Origin of the sequence: Rhodoferax sp. (genome assembly GCF_030646845.1) — a bacterium.
Taxonomy (GTDB): domain Bacteria; phylum Pseudomonadota; class Gammaproteobacteria; order Burkholderiales; family Burkholderiaceae_C; genus Rhodoferax.
The window spans coordinates 1-16484 of the sequence record NZ_JAUSLE010000057.1; the positions used below are offsets into that span (position 1 = coordinate 1).

14 protein-coding genes and 2 riboswitches are annotated in these 16484 nt (G+C 61.3%); of the genes, 10 read left to right on the forward strand and 4 right to left on the reverse strand.

Annotated elements, in window-relative coordinates:
• A partial coding sequence (locus tag Q7T10_RS13610) for an OsmC family protein (protein WP_304749140.1) occupies nt 1-219 on the forward strand: 219 nt, incomplete at its 5' end.
• Between the two features lie 132 nt (nt 220-351).
• Here Q7T10_RS13610 and gcvP read toward each other — a convergent pair.
• The 4 genes from gcvP to Q7T10_RS13630 form a co-directional block, all read right to left on the reverse strand.
• Nucleotides 352-3231, reverse strand: coding sequence for an aminomethyl-transferring glycine dehydrogenase (gene gcvP / locus Q7T10_RS13615; protein WP_304749142.1), 2880 nt, complete (start codon nt 3229-3231; stop codon nt 352-354).
• A gap of 13 nt (nt 3232-3244) precedes the next feature.
• Entirely contained in the window at nt 3245-3616 is a 372-nt protein-coding gene (gene gcvH, locus Q7T10_RS13620) for a glycine cleavage system protein GcvH (protein ID WP_304749145.1), read from the reverse strand.
• A 40-nt stretch (nt 3617-3656) separates the two neighbouring features.
• A complete protein-coding gene (gcvT, locus tag Q7T10_RS13625; protein WP_304749148.1) occupies nt 3657-4802 on the reverse strand; it encodes a glycine cleavage system aminomethyltransferase GcvT in 1146 nt (381 codons plus the stop codon).
• A gap of 48 nt (nt 4803-4850) precedes the next feature.
• Nucleotides 4851-4989, reverse strand: a riboswitch (glycine riboswitch).
• 22 nt (nt 4990-5011) lie between these two features.
• A riboswitch (glycine riboswitch) is annotated at nt 5012-5115 on the reverse strand.
• Between the two features lie 138 nt (nt 5116-5253).
• Nucleotides 5254-6153 (reverse strand): LysR family transcriptional regulator, encoded by a 900-nt coding sequence (locus tag Q7T10_RS13630; protein ID WP_304749150.1) that lies wholly within the window; start codon nt 6151-6153, stop codon nt 5254-5256.
• Nucleotides 6154-6369: 216 nt separating this feature from the next.
• On the opposite strand from Q7T10_RS13630, the gene Q7T10_RS13635 reads away from it, so the two are divergent.
• The 9 genes from Q7T10_RS13635 (at nt 6370) to ltnD (ending at nt 16449) form a co-directional block, all read left to right on the forward strand.
• Nucleotides 6370-8109 carry an IlvD/Edd family dehydratase gene (locus tag Q7T10_RS13635; protein ID WP_304749152.1) on the forward strand — a complete coding sequence of 580 codons (1740 nt, stop codon included), beginning with the start codon at nt 6370-6372 and terminating at the stop codon, nt 8107-8109.
• 65 nt (nt 8110-8174) lie between these two features.
• Nucleotides 8175-9104, forward strand: a complete 930-nt coding sequence (locus tag Q7T10_RS13640) for a dihydrodipicolinate synthase family protein (protein ID WP_304749154.1) — start codon at nt 8175-8177, stop codon at nt 9102-9104.
• Between the two features lie 26 nt (nt 9105-9130).
• Nucleotides 9131-10573, forward strand: a complete 1443-nt coding sequence (locus Q7T10_RS13645) for an aldehyde dehydrogenase family protein (protein ID WP_304749157.1) — start codon at nt 9131-9133, stop codon at nt 10571-10573.
• 22 nt (nt 10574-10595) lie between these two features.
• A complete protein-coding gene (gene denD, locus Q7T10_RS13650) occupies nt 10596-11657 on the forward strand; it encodes a D-erythronate dehydrogenase (RefSeq protein WP_304749160.1) in 1062 nt (353 codons plus the stop codon).
• Nucleotides 11658-11739: 82 nt separating this feature from the next.
• On the forward strand, nt 11740-12711 hold the full coding sequence (locus tag Q7T10_RS13655) for a TRAP transporter substrate-binding protein (RefSeq protein ID WP_304749162.1): 972 nt from the start codon (nt 11740-11742) through the stop codon (nt 12709-12711).
• 88 nt (nt 12712-12799) lie between these two features.
• Complete coding sequence (locus tag Q7T10_RS13660) at nt 12800-13294, forward strand: TRAP transporter small permease (protein ID WP_304749164.1); 495 nt, start codon at nt 12800-12802, stop codon at nt 13292-13294.
• Complete coding sequence (locus tag Q7T10_RS13665) at nt 13291-14568, forward strand: TRAP transporter large permease (RefSeq protein ID WP_304749166.1); 1278 nt, start codon at nt 13291-13293, stop codon at nt 14566-14568. Before Q7T10_RS13660 ends, Q7T10_RS13665 begins: the two co-directional genes overlap by 4 nt.
• Nucleotides 14569-14597: 29 nt before the next feature.
• The gene (locus Q7T10_RS13670) at nt 14598-15374 is read left to right on the forward strand and encodes a FadR/GntR family transcriptional regulator (RefSeq protein WP_304749169.1); all 777 of its coding nucleotides are present in this window, start codon (nt 14598-14600) and stop codon (nt 15372-15374) included.
• 184 nt (nt 15375-15558) lie between these two features.
• Nucleotides 15559-16449, forward strand: a complete 891-nt coding sequence (gene ltnD / locus Q7T10_RS13675; protein ID WP_304749170.1) for an L-threonate dehydrogenase — start codon at nt 15559-15561, stop codon at nt 16447-16449.
• Nucleotides 16450-16484: the final 35 nt, after the last annotated feature.

The window sequence follows — 16484 nt, forward strand, 5'->3', positions numbered from 1 at the left end:
CAGGCAGAGGGTGATCTGGACTTCCGTGGAACTCTGGGTCTGTCAAAGGACGTTCCCGTCGGCTTCCAGAACATACGACTACAGTTCACGCTCGACACTGATGCCTCGGACGAGCAAATTGCAACGCTCTTGCGCCTGACGGAGCGGTACTGCGTTGTGTACCAAACGCTGGCACATCCCCCTGCGTTGGCGGTTGCCCGGAAGTGCGTTGTCTCATGAGCTATCCGGGGCCATCCCTTGATTCAAAGCAAAATGAGCCCCCAGCCCTTTTAGAACGGGCGCAAGGCGCTATCAAATAAATAGCGAGATGAATCCGCCACGGGCCCGCAGCGGCCCGGCGCGGCGGCTTCCTCAGGCGTAGTCGCTCACGGGCGGGCAGATGCAGACCAGGTTGCGGTCGCCATAAACGTTGTCAACGCGACCGACCGGTGGCCAGTATTTGACCTGCTTGAGCGCGGCCATCGGGAAAGCGCCGGTTTCACGCGAATAGGGTCGCTCCCAGTCGGCGCCGAGCAGGCTTGCGGCGGTGTGGGGCGCGTGCTTGAGCGGGTTGTTGCCCTGCGGCCATTGCCCGCTTTCGACTTTGCGAATCTCCTCGCGGATGGCGATCATGGCGTTGATGAAACGTTCCAGCTCGGCCAGGGTTTCGCTTTCGGTGGGCTCGACCATCAGCGTGCCGGGCACCGGAAAGCTCAGCGTTGGCGCATGAAAGCCGTAGTCCATCAGCCGCTTGGCCACGTCCTCGGCGGTCACGCCGCTGGTGTCCTTGAGCGGGCGCAGATCCAGGATGCACTCGTGCGCGATGTGGCCGTTCTCGCTGGCGTAGAGCGTCGGGTAGTGGACTTTCAGGCGGGCGCTGATGTAGTTGGCGCTCAGTATGGCGATCTCCGTCGCCTGCTTCAGGCCGTCAGGGCCCATCATGCGGCAGTACATCCAGCTGATCGGCAGCACGGCCGCATTGCCCAGCGGCGCGGCTGAGATCGCCCCGACGCCCTTGGAGGTAAGGCCACCAGTAGCGTGGCCCGGCAGGTAAGGCACCAGGTCGGCCACCACACAGACGGGACCGACACCGGGGCCGCCACCGCCGTGCGGAATGCAGAAGGTCTTGTGCAGGTTGAGGTGGCTGACGTCGCCGCCGAACTCGCCGGGGGCGGCCACGCCGACCAGGGCATTCATATTGGCGCCGTCCACGTAGACGCGGCCGCCATGGGCATGCACCAGGGCGCAAAGTTCCTTGACGCTGGTCTCGAACACACCGTGCGTGCTGGGGTAGGTGATCATCACCGCGGCCAGATTGACGCTGTGCTGCTCGCACTTGGCCTTCAGGTCGGCCATGTCGACATTGCCTTGCGCGTCGCAGGCCGTCACCACCACCGTCAGGCCGGCCATCTGGGCGCTGGCCGGGTTGGTGCCGTGGGCGCTGGAAGGAATCAGGCAGATGTTGCGGTGGCCCTGGCCGTTGGCTTCATGAAAAGCCTTGATCACCAGCAGACCGGCGTATTCGCCCTGCGAGCCCGCATTGGGCTGCAGGCTGATGCCGGCGTAACCGGTGGCCTGGCACAGCCAGGCGCGCAGCTGCTCGTCCAGCTCTTTGTAGCCTTGCAACTGCTCGTGTGGTGCAAACGGGTGCAGCGACGCAAACTCGGGCCAGGTGATGGGAATCATCTCGCTGGTGGCGTTGAGCTTCATGGTGCAGCTGCCCAGCGGGATCATGCTGCGGTCCAGCGCCAGGTCTTTGTCGCTCAGGCGGCGGATGTAGCGCAGCATGCCGGTCTCGGAGTGGTGCGTGTTGAACACCGGGTGCGTCAAATAGGGGCTGGTGCGACGCACGTCCGTGGGGATCAGGGGCTCGATGCCTTTTTCGAAATCACTGACCTTCGGCGGGGTCTGCCCGTCCTTGGCGAAGAACGACCAGAGTTGCTCGATGTGCTCGCGCGTGGTCGTCTCGTCCAGCGACACGCCCAGACTTGTTTTTGAGTCAAATCGAAGGTTAGCCCCCGCCGAATGGGCGCGAGTAGCTATCAAATCAGTAGCGCCTTGGGTATTGACGGTGAGCGTGTCAAATGCGGTGGCGTTGGCTACTGCGTAACCCATGTCCTGCAGGCCACGCGCCAGCAGGGCGGTGTAGGCGGCCACGCGCTGGGCGATGCGTTTCAGGCCTTGCGGGCCGTGGTACACAGCGTACATGCTGGCGATCACGGCGGGCAGCACCTGCGCGGTGCAGATGTTGGACGTCGCTTTTTCGCGGCGAATGTGCTGCTCGCGCGTTTGCAGCGCCAGCCGGTAGGTGGGGTTGCCGTGCACGTCCACGCTCACACCGACCAGACGGCCAGGCATCGAGCGTTTGAACTCGTCACGGCACGCCAGGTAGGCCGCGTGGGGGCCGCCGTTGCACATCGGCATGCCAAAGCGCTGGGTCGTGCCTACCGCAATGTCCGCGCCCATCTCGCCCGGTGGCGTGAGCAGCGTGAGCGCCAGCAGGTCGGCCGCCATGACGACCACGCCGCCGCGCGTCTTGTACTTTGATATCCAGTCGCGGTCGTCGCGCACGACCCCGCTCACGCCCGGGTACTGCAGCAGCACGGCAAAGCTCTCCTCGCGCAGCGCTTCGTCACCGCGGCACACCTTCACCGTGATGCCCAGAGGCCGGGCCCGGGTCTGGATCACTTCCAGTGTTTGCGGCAGCACTTCGCTGTCCACCATGAACGTGGTCGACTTCGATTTGCCAACGCGCAGCGCCAGCGTCATGGCTTCGGCCGCCGCGGTGGCTTCGTCCAGCATGGAGGCATTGGCCATCGGCATGCCGGTGAGGTCCGCGATCATGGTCTGGAAGTTCACCAGTGCTTCCATGCGGCCCTGGCTGATCTCGGCCTGGTAGGGCGTGTAGGCGGTGTACCAGGCCGGGTTCTCCAGGATGTTGCGCAGAATGACGCCGGGCGTGTGGGTGTCGTAATAGCCCTGGCCGATATAGCTTTTGAAAATCTGATTCTTCGATGCAATCGCCTTCAGCTCGGCCAGCGCCGCCGCCTCGGTCACCGCCGCGGGAATAGCCATGCGGCTGCTGCGCGCGATGGAGCGCGGCACGATGCCGTCGATCAACTCGCGGCGTGAGCTTGAGCCCACGACCTTGAGCATCAAGGCCTCATCGGCGGCGTCCACGCCAATGTGGCGGGCGAGAAATTCGCTGGTATTTTCCAGTTCGCTCAAAGGTCTGGCGGATTGCATCAACATAAAGACGTCCTGCTTAAGCGTTGGCGGAAAAACTGGTGTAGCTGGTCTCGTCCATCAGGGCATCCAGCTCGGACGGGTTGGAAAGCTTGACCTTGAAGAACCAGCCTGCGCCCAGCGGGTCGGAGTTGGCCAGCGACGGGTCGGCACGCAGGGCTTCGTTCACCTCGGTCACTTCGCCGGTCACGGGCATGTAGACGTCGGCGGCGGCCTTGACCGACTCGACGACACCCGCGATGTCTTTGGCGGCAAAGGTCTTGCCCACTTCGGGCAGGTCCACAAACACGACGTCACCCAGGGCATCCTGCGCATGGTGGGTGATACCTACGACAGCGGTGTCGCCGTCAACTTTGAGCCATTCGTGGTCGGGGGTGTACTTGATCGTCATGGGGTTCTCCAAAGAAGTGATGTAAATGAAATTTGAAAAATCAGCCGCGGTAATAGCGGGTGGGCACGAAGGGCATGGCAACGACTTCCATCGGCACCGGTTTGCCGCGCACGATGGCATTGACGCGTGAGCCCAGGGGCGCGAACCCGGGCGTCACGTAGCCCATGGCCACCGGCTTGTCGATGGTCGGTCCCAGCAGCCCGCTGGTGACTTCGCCAATGCTCTGGCCGTTCAGGTCCTGCAATTCGGTGTGGTCCCGCACAGGAATGCGCTCCAGCGCCAGAAGTCCAACACGTTTTCTGGCGGGAGCCCCCGTTCCACCTGCGAGTTGCGCTAGTATTTTTGTAGCACCCGGAAAGCCGCCGGCACGTGCCCCGTCTGCCCGGCGTACCTTTTGCAGGGCCCAGTTCAAGCCGGCTTCCACCGGTGTGGTGGTGGTGTCGATGTCATTGCCATACAGGCACAGACCGGCCTCCAGCCGCAGTGAGTTGCGGGCACCCAGGCCCACGGGTTTCACTTCGGGTTGCGCCAGCAGGGCGCGCGCCAGGGCGTCGGCCTGCGTCGCGGGCACGGAGATCTCGAACCCGTCTTCACCGGTGTAGCCGCTGCGGGTAATGAAGAGGTCGCTCTCATTCCAGCTGAAGCTCGCGCCCGTCATGAACACCAGCTTGTCCACGCCATTGATCAGGCGGGCCAGGGCGGTGATCGCCTGCGGTCCTTGCAGGGCCAGCAAAGCACGTTCCGGCATGGGAATCACCTGGCAGCGTGTGCCGATCTTGGCCTGGATGTGCGCAATATCGCCGACCTTGCAGGCGCCATTGACGATCACAAAAATATCACCGCCATGCGCATAGTCGCGGTTCACGAACATCAGGTCGTCGAAGATGCCGCCCTCGTCATTGAGCAGCAGGCCGTAGCGCTGCTTGCCCACCGCCAGGTCGATCACGTCCACCGGCATCAGGCTCTCAAAAGCCGCTGCCGCGTCCGGCCCCACCAGGCGCAACTGGCCCATGTGGGAGACGTCAAACAGGCCGGCAGCGTTGCGGGTGTGGTGGTGCTCGGCCATCAGGCCGGCGGGGTATTGCACCGGCATGGAGTAGCCGGCAAACGGCACCATGCGGGCGCCCAGCGACACATGCAGGTCGTTGAGCGGTGTTGTCAGAAGAGCGGCAGGCGTGGTGGTCATCGGCGAATTCCAGGAGGGGCATGTCAAATTCCACGACCGAAGCCATGGGCTGCCCCCGCTGTCCGCTTTACCTGAGAGATTCGCCGGGCCTGCACAGGCCTCAAGCGGCTCGCAGACTGCGGTTTGCTCCTTCGGTGGGCCAAAGCCGGTTTGAATGCCGGCATGACCTCTCTCCAGTGGGGAAACGCTGACGGGTATTGCGACCCGTCATGCGCCTGTCAGTCCTTTTGCCTGAGCGTTCAAACCGCTGCAATCAGCCGTCCTGCGCCTTCGGCGGCCTCCTCAAGGGGAGACTCTCTCCTGAACCTCAAGATTCTACCCGCACGCCCAACCACCGAAACCTTGCTCCAACAACTCCTTGGATCTCCTTCCGGCTCGGGCAAACCGACGATTCAGGGTCTGGGTTTGTATTGGGTAACTTCAATTGGGCACACAACGATGCCATGCGGTTTCATTCCTTGGAGGGATAAATATCCTTGGCAACGCTTCGCACATGTTTCAATAACAGGTTTGCGCCAGGCGAGATTACATGGTCCCGTCGCATGATGATTCCAAAACCGTCCATCTTGCAGGGTAGATCGATTGGCAGAATGGCCAGTTCGCGTGAACTAACGTAATAACGGGCAACTTCAACTGGCATGACGTGCAGGAAATCAGTCTGATTCAGCAGACTTTTGATCACTGACATGGCCGTGGTTTCGACGACGTTGGACGGCGCCTCCAGGTCGCGGTGGCGAAATATCATGTCAAACTGGTGACGCAGAATGCTGCCTCGGGGCGACAAGATCCAGCTGGCGGTCGCGAGATCATTTAACGTGAGGTCGCGGCGCTCCAGCATCGGATGCCCGATGCGCGCCACGGCACATTCGGTTTCTTCGGACAAATCCTCGTACAGGAGGCTCGGCATATCTTCCTGTTGCAGAACGCGAGCGATCAAGAAGTCCAGTTGCCCGCTTTTGAGTCGCTCCATCAGCATATCGCTGGTGCCAACATCGACCCCAATGCTCAGCCTGGGTGCCTCTGCCTTTGCACTGGCGATTGCCCGCGGCACCAAGGTCATCGAGGGCGTGACGATGACCCCAATGTCAACCTGTCCTGACAACCCGGCCTGCAGTGATGCAATGGCGTCCTGGCCTTGTGTCAGGTTGCCAAGCGCCATCCTGACATGGCGGATCATCGTCTCGCCGTAGAGCGTTGGTCGCATGCCTCTGGGAAGCCGTTCGAAAAATGGCACGCCAAAGAGTTCCTCAATATCTTTGAGCATCTTGGACGCTGCTGGCTGACTCATGTTCGTCGTTGCGGCCGCCAAATGCAGGTTGCGCGCCTCGTCCAGCGCAATCAACAAAAACATCTGGCGAATTTTGAGCTTGGTACGGGTTCGTCGCGCCGCGTCAATGTCGTGCATGGTGGGGCTTGTGGTGGAGGTGACAGCACGCTTTGAAAACGTGCAGCCAGGAAATCGATATCAAAAATTGTATCAATGTCGCGAAATTATTCATTTGATATGCATGGGTGATGCCTCTAACATCCGGCCGCAGGCAATATCCATCAGTCTGAAAGAGCCAAGATGTCCAACTCATCAAAACGACCCCTGCGATCGGCCGCCTGGTTCGGTACCGCCGACAAGAACGGCTTCATGTACCGTAGCTGGATGAAAAACCAGGGCATCCCGGATCATGAATTTCAGGGCAAGCCGATCATCGGCATCTGCAACACGTGGTCCGAACTGACGCCCTGCAACGCGCACTTCCGCAAGATCGCAGAGCATGTGAAGCGCGGCATTTCCGAGGCGGGGGGCTTCCCGGTCGAATTTCCGGTGTTTTCCAACGGTGAATCCAATTTGCGACCCACCGCGATGCTGACGCGCAATCTGGCCAGCATGGACGTGGAGGAATCAATTCGCGGCAACCCGATGGATGCAGTCGTGCTGCTGGTGGGGTGCGACAAGACCACGCCGGCGCTGCTGATGGGCGCCGCCAGTTGCGACATTCCGACCATCGTCGTGACCGGCGGCCCGATGCTGAACGGCAAGCACGAAGGTCGTGACATCGGCTCCGGCACGGTGGTGTGGCAACTGCACGAAGCGGTCAAGGCGGGGCAAATCACCTTGAATCAATTCATGTCGGCTGAAGCCGGCATGTCGCGCTCGGCGGGCACCTGCAACACCATGGGTACCGCTTCCACCATGGCCTGCATGGCCGAGGCGCTGGGCACCTCATTGCCGCATAACGCCGCCATTCCGGCGGTGGATTCGCGCCGCTACGTGTTGGCGCACATGTCGGGCATGCGCATCGTGGACATGGTGTGGGAAGACCTGAAGCTGTCCAAAGTGCTGACGCGCGAAGCATTTGAGAACGCCATCCGCGTCAATGCCGCCATCGGGGGCTCCACCAATGCCGTGATTCACCTGAAAGCCATTGCTGGGCGCATCGGCGTGCCGCTTGAGCTGGAGGACTGGACGAATGTCGGCAAGGGCACGCCCACGCTGGTGGACTTGCAGCCCTCTGGCCGCTTTTTGATGGAAGATTTTTACTACGCTGGCGGGCTGCCCGGGGTGCTGCGCCGCATGGGCGAGGGTGGCTTGTTGCCGCACAAGAATGCGCTGACGGTCAACGGCAAGTCGATCTGGGAGAACGTGCTGGACGCCCCGATCCACAACGCCGAAGTTATCCGTCCCCTTGACAAGCCACTGGTCGCAGATGGCAGCATGTGCATCCTGCGCGGCAATCTGGCGCCGCGTGGCGCGGTGCTGAAGCCGTCGGCGGCAACGCCCGCGCTGATGAAGCACCGCGGCCAGGCGGTGGTGTTCGAGGATTTTGACCATTACAAGGCGCGCATTGGCGACCCGGACCTGGAGGTCGATGCGAACTCGGTGATGGTGCTGAAGAATTGCGGACCGAAGGGTTACCCGGGTATGGCGGAAGTCGGCAACATGGGCTTGCCGCCCAAATTGCTGGCGCAGGGTATTACCGACATGGTGCGCATCTCGGATGCCCGCATGAGCGGCACCGCCTACGGCACGGTGGTGTTGCATGTGGCGCCGGAAGCGGCTGCCGGTGGACCGCTGGCCATCGTGCGGGACGGCGACTGGATTGCGCTCGACAGCCAGGCCGGCAAGCTGCAGCTGGAAATCAGCGACGCCGAGATCGCGCAGCGCCAGGCTGAACTGCAGGCCCAGCCAGCAGCGCCGGCGAAGGGCGGCTATCAGCAGTTGTACATCGACCGGGTGTTGCAGGCCGACGAAGGCTGTGATTTCGATTTTCTGGTGGGCTGCCGCGGTGCCGAAGTGCCCAAGCATTCGCACTAGCTGAAGAATTGCATGTTGCCTTCGGTGGCTGCCTGGTCCGGTTTGCGTGATTTTGAAAGATACCCATGACTCAGTCCAAGAACGTTCGCTACCAAGGTGTGTTCCCCGTGGTGCCCACGACCTTTACCGAAAGTGGAGATCTCGATCTGGCAAGTCAGAAGCGTTGCGTCGACTTCATGATCGACGCCGGCTCCAACGGCCTGTGCATTCTGGCCAATTTCTCGGAGCAGTTTTTGCTTTCGGATGACGAGCGCGAAGTGCTGACGCGAGTGATTCTGGAACATGTGAATGGTCGGGTTCCGGTGATTGTCACCACCACTCACTTCAGCACCCAGGTGTGCGCCCAGCGCAGTTTGCGCGCCCAGGACATGGGTGCTGCCATGGTGATGGTCATGCCGCCTTATCACGGCGCCACCTTTCGCGTCTCCGAAGACAAGATATACGAGTTTTATGCCGGACTGTCGGATGCGATTGACATCCCGATCATGATTCAGGACGCGCCGGCCAGCGGCACCGTCCTGTCGGCTGCCTTTCTGGCCCGCATGGCTACCGAAATCAAGCAAGTGTCGTATTTCAATATCGCGACCGTTGGCGCTGCCGCCAAGTTGCGCGAACTGATCCGCCTGGGCGGGGCCGCCATTGAAGGCCCGTGGGACGGCGAGGAGGCCATTACCTTGCTGCCCGATCTGGACGCCGGTGCCACCGGCGCCATGACTGGCGGCGCCTACCCCGATGGCATCCGCCTGATTATGGACGCCTACGCCGCTGGCCGGCGCGAAGAAGCCATTGCCCTGTACCAGCAATGGCTGCCCCTCATCAACTATGAAAACCGCCAGGGCGGCATCCTGAGCGCCAAGGCCTTGATGAAAGAAGGTGGTGTGATCGCCTGCGAAGCGCCGCGCCATCCCTGGCCCAGCATGCACCCCGCGGTTCGCGCGGGCCTGATCGAAACCGCGCGACGCCTGAACCCGATGGTGCTGCGCTGGGGCAAGTAAATACACCAGAACGAAAGCACATAGCCATGACGACTCAAAAATTCGACAACCTGATCAACGGCCAATGGATCGCGGGTGCCAGCTACACCCCCAACATCAACCCCTCCAACCTGGCCGATGTCATTGGTGACTACGCCCAGGCTGACGCCGCGCAACTCGATTCCGCAGTCAAGGCCGCCCAGACCGCGTTCCCTGCCTGGTCCACCGGCAACATCCAGGCCAGAGCCGATGCGCTGGACAAGATCGGCACCGAAGTCCTGGCCCGGCGCGAAGAACTGGGCACCCTGCTGGCGCGCGAAGAAGGCAAGACCCGGCCTGAAGGCATTGGCGAAGTCACCCGTGCTGGCAACATCTTCAAGTTCTTCGCCGGTGAATGCCTGCGCCTGACCGGTGAAATCGTGCCCTCCGTACGCTCGGGCATCAGTGTCGAGATCACCCGCGAACCGATGGGCGTGATCGGGCTGATCACGCCATGGAACTTCCCCATTGCCATCCCGGCCTGGAAGACCGCCCCGGCGCTGGCCTATGGCAACTGCGTGGTGCTGAAGCCGGCGGACCTTGTTCCTGGCTGCGCTTGGGCGCTGGCCGAGATCATCAGCCGTTCCGGCATTCCTGCGGGCGTGTTCAATCTGGTGATGGGACGCGGCAGCGTCATTGGGGACCCTTTGGTGAACCACCCCGGCATCGACGCCATCAGCTTCACCGGCTCGCAGGGTGTGGGCAACCGCATTGCCCAGCAATGCGCGCTCAAGCTCAAGAAAGTGCAGCTCGAGATGGGGGGCAAAAATCCGCAAGTCATTCTGGACGATGCCGACCTGGCCCAAGCCGTGGAGCTCAGCGTGCAGAGCGCGTTCTTTTCCACGGGGCAGCGCTGCACGGCCTCCAGCCGGCTGATCGTCACCGACGGCATCTACCCCCGTTTCCTTGACGCCATGAAACAACGCATGGCCGGCCTCAAGATTGGGGACGCTCTGGCCGCCGGCATTGACATCGGCCCGGTTTCCTCAAAGGCCCAGCTCGAGCAGGACCTGAGCTATGTGCAAATCGGACAGGCGGAAGGGGCTGTGCTGGTCGCGGGCGGGCAACGCCTGCAGTGCAGTACGGATGGTTTCTACATGGCACCGGCGTTGTTGACCGACACGACGGCTGCGATGCGCATCAACCGCGAGGAAGTGTTTGGCCCGGTGGCCAGCGTCATCCGCGTCAAAGGCTACGAAGAGGCGCTGGCGGAGGCCAACAACACGCCATTTGGCCTGTCGGCGGGCATCGCCACCACGTCGCTCAAATATGCCACGCACTTCAAGCGGCACAGCCAGGCCGGCATGGTGATGGTGAATCTGCCGACCGCGGGGGTTGACTATCATGTGCCGTTTGGAGGGCGCAAGGGATCGAGCTATGGCTCGCGTGAGCAGGGGCGCTATGCGCAGGAGTTCTTCACGACGGTGAAAACAGCCTATATCGGCAGCTGAAGCATTATTTGGAGCAAGCACTATGTCAAAAGAAATAACCCAGCCTGATGGAACCTGTCATGTCGTGATTACCGGTGGCGCCGGATTTTTGGGCGTGCGTCTCGCCCGGTCACTGCTCACCCAGGGCCAACTGTCGCTCGCGGGTGCCGCACCCGCGAATATCGCCCGTATTACCCTGGTCGACCGCGCGGCGCCGCCAGACGATGTGATGGCTGACCCGCGCGTGACGGCGCTCACCGGGGATTTGAATTCGCTTCTTGAGCAAAAGGAGGCTCCAGCCCTCGTTGTTACGGGGCAGACTGCTATTGTTTTTCATTTGGCGGCCGCTGTCAGCGGCGAATGCGAGGTCGATTTTGACCTTGGCATGCGCAGCAACTTCGCGGCGACTCTGGCACTGCTGGAGGCCTGTCGCGCCTTGCAGACCAAGCCCATCGTGGTGTTTGCCAGTTCGCTGGCGGTGTTTGGCGACACCGCGGCGCAGCCCTTGCCAGCCGTCATAGAAGACAACACGCTGCCAACGCCGCAAAGCAGCTATGGCATCCAGAAATTCATTGGCGAACAACTGGTGGCCGACTACACACGCAAAGGCTTCGTTCAGGGCCGCAATGTACGTTTGATGACGGTCAGTGTGCGTCCTGGCAGGCCCAACGGTGCGGCCTCCAGTTTTTTGAGCGGCATGCTCCGTGAGCCACTGGCCGGCGTCCGGGCTGTCTGCCCGGTGGCGCCCGACACCCCCGTGGCGCTGTCATCACCCGCGCGCACGGTGCAGGGCCTCATTCTGGCGGCCGAGGCGTCCGAGCAGGCGTGGGGGCCCCGAACGGGCCTGAACCTGCCCGCACTGACCACCACCCCAGGCGAGATGGCGGCGGCGCTGGAGCGCGTGGCCGGCCCGGCCGCCACCGCCCTGATCGACTGGACTCCCGACCCTGCCATCAGCAACATCGTCAAAACCTGGCCTGCCCGCATCCATTCTGTGCGTGCGCGCGGCCTGGGTTTGCTGCCCGAGGAAAGCTTCGAAGACATTATTCGGGAGTACATCAGGGAAACCCCCAGTGCTGTCGTGTTGGGAAACAGATCACAATAAGAAGTTGTATGACAACTTATGCGCGGATTGACGGACTAAGCCGCCGCCAACCCGTAACCTTTTTAAACCGAGGAGACCTGAAATGAAATTGAGAAAACTGGTTATTGGGCTGTCTTTGACCGTTGGTTTTGTTGCGAGTGCAGCCGCCCAAACCACCATGAAGATCAATATTTCCATCGCGCAGAATTCGCACCAGGGCGTTGCCATTGATACTTTCGCCAAGGAGGTGGAGAAGGGTACTGCTGGCCGCTACAAGATTCAAACTTTTTACAACGCCTCATTGGGTAGTGAGCGTGAATCGATTGAGGCAGTGCAATTAGGTACCCAGGAACTGACGTTCACCTCAACCGGCCCCGTGCCCAACTTTGTGCCGGACGCCAAGATTCTGGACATTCCCTTCCTGTTCCGCGACAAGGCGCACGCCCGCGCTGTACTGGATGGACCGATCGGTCAGGAAATGCTCACCAAGTTCGATTCCAAGGGCTTCAAGGCCCTGGCCTGGGGTGAGAACGGCATGCGCAACATGACCAACAACAAGCGTGCCATCAACGCCCCGGAGGATCTCAAGGGCCTGAAACTGCGCACAATGGAAAATCCGGTGCACGTGGCGGCGTACAAAGGCCTGGGCATTGTGACCACGCCGATGGCTATGGCCGAGGTGTTTACAGCACTGCAGCAAGGCACGGTTGACGGCCAGGAAAATCCCTTGTCGGTGATCATGGCTGCCAAATTGGACCAGGTGCAAAAGCACGTGTCACTCACCGGTCACGTTTATTCACCCGCCATTTTCTTGATGAACAAGGCCTCCTTTGACAAGCTCAGCGCCGCCGACAAAACGGTCTTTCTGGATGCTGCCAAAGAAGCGGTCAAAACTAACCGTGCCCGCGTGGATGCCGACGACGCCATGGGTGTGACTTACCTGCGCGGCAAGGGCATGAATGTGGTTGAGACTCTGGATAAGGCCAAGTTTGTCGCCACGCTGGCGCCGGTCTATGCCGACTTTGAAAAGCAGTTTGGCAAAGCCAACATGGACAAGATCCGCAACTATAAATAATCGCTTGTAGCTTAGCCGCACCCAACGCCCGAAGCGCTTGCGCTCTCGGGCGTTTTTTCGAAACCCTCCATCTCAGGCAGAAGGCGCTATGAAAGACAAATTCCTCCGGCTGGAGCACTGGACCAGCCGCATCGCCCTGGTCGCGGCATGCATCATGCTGATGCTGGCCGCTGGCTTGGGCATGATGCAGATCATCACCCGTTTTGTGCTGGAGACCCCGGCCGAGTGGACCGAGGTGCTGATACGTTTCAGCCTGATCTGGATGGTATTTCTGGGCATTCCCATGGCTTTCAGGCAGGGCGCCATGGTCAGCGTGGATGTGCTGTACCGCTGGAGCCCGCCGCGCATTCGCCGGGTGCTGGACTGGATTGTCTGTCTGGCTGCGCTGACCCTGATCACGATCATTATCTGGTGGGGTTGGGACTATGCACAACGCGGCAAGGTTCAAACCATGGCCGGACTGGAGTCGCTGTCGATGTTCTGGGCCTATCTGGCCATGCCGGTGGGCGGTGTGTTCAGCATCATCGGCATCATTGGCAATCTGCTGGACCCCCAGCGTCTTGAACTGGAGACCGCGCAATGACCACGGCCATGCTCATCACCATGGTGCTGTGCTTTGCACTCACCGTATCCGTTGCTGTTTCGATTGGCCTAGCCGCCATTTTCGGCATTCAAATCGCAGAAGCGAACATGCTGATCTCCGTCAAGGAGATGTTCAACTCGATTAACAAATTTCCGCTGGCGGCAATTCCCTTTTTCATTCTGGCCGGCAACATCATGGAAACCGGGGGCATTTCGCGCCGCCTGGTGGAATTTGCCAAGAGCCTGGTGGGTGGTATTCAGGGTGGCCTGCCTATGACCTGCGTGCTGACCTGCATGATTTTTGCGTCGGTGTCCGGTTCCTCGGTGGCCACCACCTTCGCCATTGGCACGATCCTGATTCCGGCGCTGCTCAAGCACGGCTACCCGACCACCTGGGCCGCTTCCTTGCAGGCCACCAGCGCCGAGCTCGGCGTCATCATTCCGCCCTCGATCCCGATGATTCTGTATGGTGTGAGCGCTGAGGTGTCGATTGGCGAGCTGTTCATCGCCGGTTTTGGTCCGGGCCTTTTCATCAGTGGCGCGTTAATGTTGTTTGTCTGGGGCTACTGTAAGTTCAAGGGCTGGGGCAGGAATGACGGCGACGGCCGCCTGTCGGTGGGCAAGGCGACCTGGAAGGCCGGATGGGCGCTGCTGATGCCGGTCATCATTCTGGGCGGCATTTACGGTGGCATCTTCACCCCGACCGAGGCATCGGCCGTTGCCGTGTTTTACGCACTGATGGTGGGCTTGCTGATCTACCGCGAGATCAAGCTCCCCGACCTCTACCTCATTCTGCGCAAGTCGGTGCTGTCGTCGGCGGTGATCATGTTCATCATTGCCAACGCCGGGCTGTTTGCGTTCCTGATCACGCGCGCCGGCGTGCCGGAGGCGATTGGCCTGTGGCTGCAGGATGTGCTGAAAACTCCGGCGTACTTTCTGCTGGGCGTCAACGCCGCTTTGTTCATCATTGGCATGTTCATCGAGACCGGTGCCGCCATCATTGTGCTGGCGCCGATCCTGGCGCCGGTGGCGATGCACTTTGGTATCGATCCGGTGCACTTTGGCCTGGTCATGGTGGTGAATCTGGCCTTGGGCATGATCACGCCGCCGTTCGGTGTCAACCTGTTTGCGGCCTGCACCGTCGCGCGCATCTCGCTGGATCGCATGATCAAGGACCTGATCCCGTTCGTGCTGGTCGTGCTGGCGTGCCTGATGGTAATCTCTTATGTGCCGGCTCTGTCGCTGACGCTGCGCGATCTGGTGTATGCGAAATAACCGAAGATAAGTCGACACATTCAAGCCTCATGAGCGCGCAATTCAAGCCCATTACGCCGGGTGCTTACCTCTCGGATCAGGTCGCGGACGTCCTGGCCATCGAGATCCGGGCCGGTCGGCTGGCGCTGGGTGACAAGCTGCCGACCGAAGCGGCGCTGGTGGACCAGTTCTCGGTCAGCCGTACCGTGGTGCGCGAAGCGGTCTCGCGGCTCAAATCGCTGGGATTGGTCGATTCGCGCCAGGGCAGTGGGGTTTATGTCAAAGAGGTGGGCTTCTCGCCGCTTAACTTTGACGCCAAGTCGGCGGTGTCCAAACAGGCGGTGATCCAGATGGTGGAGGTGCGCCGCGCGCTGGAGGCCGAGGTGGCGGGCTTGGCGGCACAGCGACGCACGCAGACTGACATCAAGCGCATCCGCAAGGCGATCAATGTGCTCGACAAGGCAGTGCAAGCCGGGGGTGACGGTGTGGATGAAGATGTGAAATACCACCGCGCCATCGCGGAGGCTGCGCGCAACCCCTTCTTGATTGGCACACTGGAATACTTGGGCCAGTTCCTGCAAGGGGCCACCCGCGTGACGCGCGCCAATGAAGCGCGCAGAGCCGATTTTGCGCGGCAGGTGCGCGACGAGCATGAAATGATTGTGAGCGCCATTGAAGCCGGTGATGCAGTTGCCGCACGCCAGGTCGCCGCGCAGCACATGGACAACGCCATCCTGCGTATCGAGCAGGCTGACCCGGCTTTCTGGCAGCAGGCGGGCGTGCAGTTGGCACGCCCCCTGGTCTCCGGGCTGCCTCTGAAGCGCTGACACCCATGGCCGTTTTCAGTCCGGTCTTGTGGGGTGTACCGGGTAATCTCGCCTGGCGAGAATACGCTGAATTTGTATGATAACCATATAAAATATTTCTTTGGGACCTGCTGGCATCTGAAGGTTACCTTGGCCATTGGTTTCAGGAGTGTGCTGAATTGACGAACCGAATAGGAAACACGATATGACAGCCAACGTAGGTGTGATTGGCCTGGGGGCCATGGGTAGTGGCATGGCGCGCTCGTTGCGCCGCCATGGCAGCCAGGTGCATGTTTTTGATGTGCGCGCCGAGGCGGCACGAGCCTTTTCCGCCGAGGGTGGCGTGGCCTGTGCGTCACCGGCTGAGCTGGCGGCGCAGTGCAACGTGATCGTGTCGGTGGTTGTCAATGCCGCGCAGACCGAAAGCGTGCTGTTTGGCGAGGGGGGCTGCGCCGCAGCAATGAAGCGGGGCAGCGTGTTTGTCATGTGCTCCACCGTGGACCCGAACTGGTCGATTGCGCTAGAGGCGCGGCTAGCAGAAAAAGGCATTTTCTACATTGATGCCCCGATTTCCGGCGGCGCCGCCAAGGCCGCGAGCGGCGAGATGACCATGATGACGTCGGGCACGCCCGAGGCCTACGCAGCGGTCGGGCCGTTGCTGGATGCGATGGCGGCCAAGGTGTACCGGCTCGGCGACCAGGCCGGGGCCGGTAGCAAGGTCAAAATCATCAACCAGCTGCTCGCCGGGGTGCACATTGCCGCCGCCGCCGAGGCCATGGCACTGGGCCTGCGCGAGGGGGTGGACCCGGCGGCGCTGTATGAGGTGATCACTCACAGCGCGGGCAACAGTTGGATGTTCGAGAACCGCATGGCCCATGTGCTGGCGGCAGACTACACGCCCCTGTCGGCCGTGGACATTTTTGTCAAGGACTTGGGGCTGGTGCTCGACGTGGCGCGTGCCAGCAAGTTCCCGCTGCCACTCTCCAGTACTGCGCACCAGATGTTCATGCAGGCGTCCACGGCTGGCTTCGCCCGCGAGGATGACAGTGCAGTGATCAAGATATTCCCCGGCATTGAGTTGCCCAAGAAGTCATGAGCACCGCCGAGCGCAGCGCAGCACATGAAGTGGCA